The following is a 544-nucleotide window of genomic DNA, read 5'->3' on the forward strand; positions in this document are numbered from 1 at the left end:
ACTGATGATGGTTACAGGATCATCTCGGCACGTTTTGGTGTCCCCCGAACCCAGGTCAGGACATGGGTTGCCCTCTATGAAAAACATGGAGAAAAAGGTTTAATTCCCAAACCTAAAGGCGTTAGTGCTGATCCAGAGTTGCGTATTAAGGTCGTGAAAGCTGTGATCGAGCAGCACATGTCCCTTAATCAGGCTGCTGCTCACTTTATGCTTGCTGGTAGTGGTTCTGTAGCCAGGTGGCTGAAGGTCTATGAAGAGCGCGGAGAAGCTGGTTTACGCGCGCTCAAGATTGGCACCAAAAGAAACATTGCAATATCAGTTGATCCAGAAAAAGCGGCATCAGCATTGGAGCTGTCAAAAGACCGACGCATTGAGGAGCTTGAAAGGCAAGTTCGATTTCTTGAAACGCGGCTTATGTATCTAAAAAAGCTGAAAGCCTTAGCTCATCCCACGAAAAAGTGAAAGTACTCAACGAGCTAAGGCAGTTTTATCCTCTTGATGAGCTTCTCAGGGCTGCGGAGATACCGCGCAGTACGTTTTATTA

1 pseudogene is annotated in these 544 nt (G+C 47.1%); it reads left to right on the forward strand.

The annotated features are described in order from the left end of the window. Positions 1-544, forward strand: a pseudogene (locus K0778_RS27320) (helix-turn-helix domain-containing protein); the annotation flags it as partial.

The organism is Escherichia sp. XD33 (genome assembly GCF_019375075.1).
Lineage (GTDB): Bacteria > Pseudomonadota > Gammaproteobacteria > Enterobacterales > Enterobacteriaceae > Enterobacter > Enterobacter flexneri_A.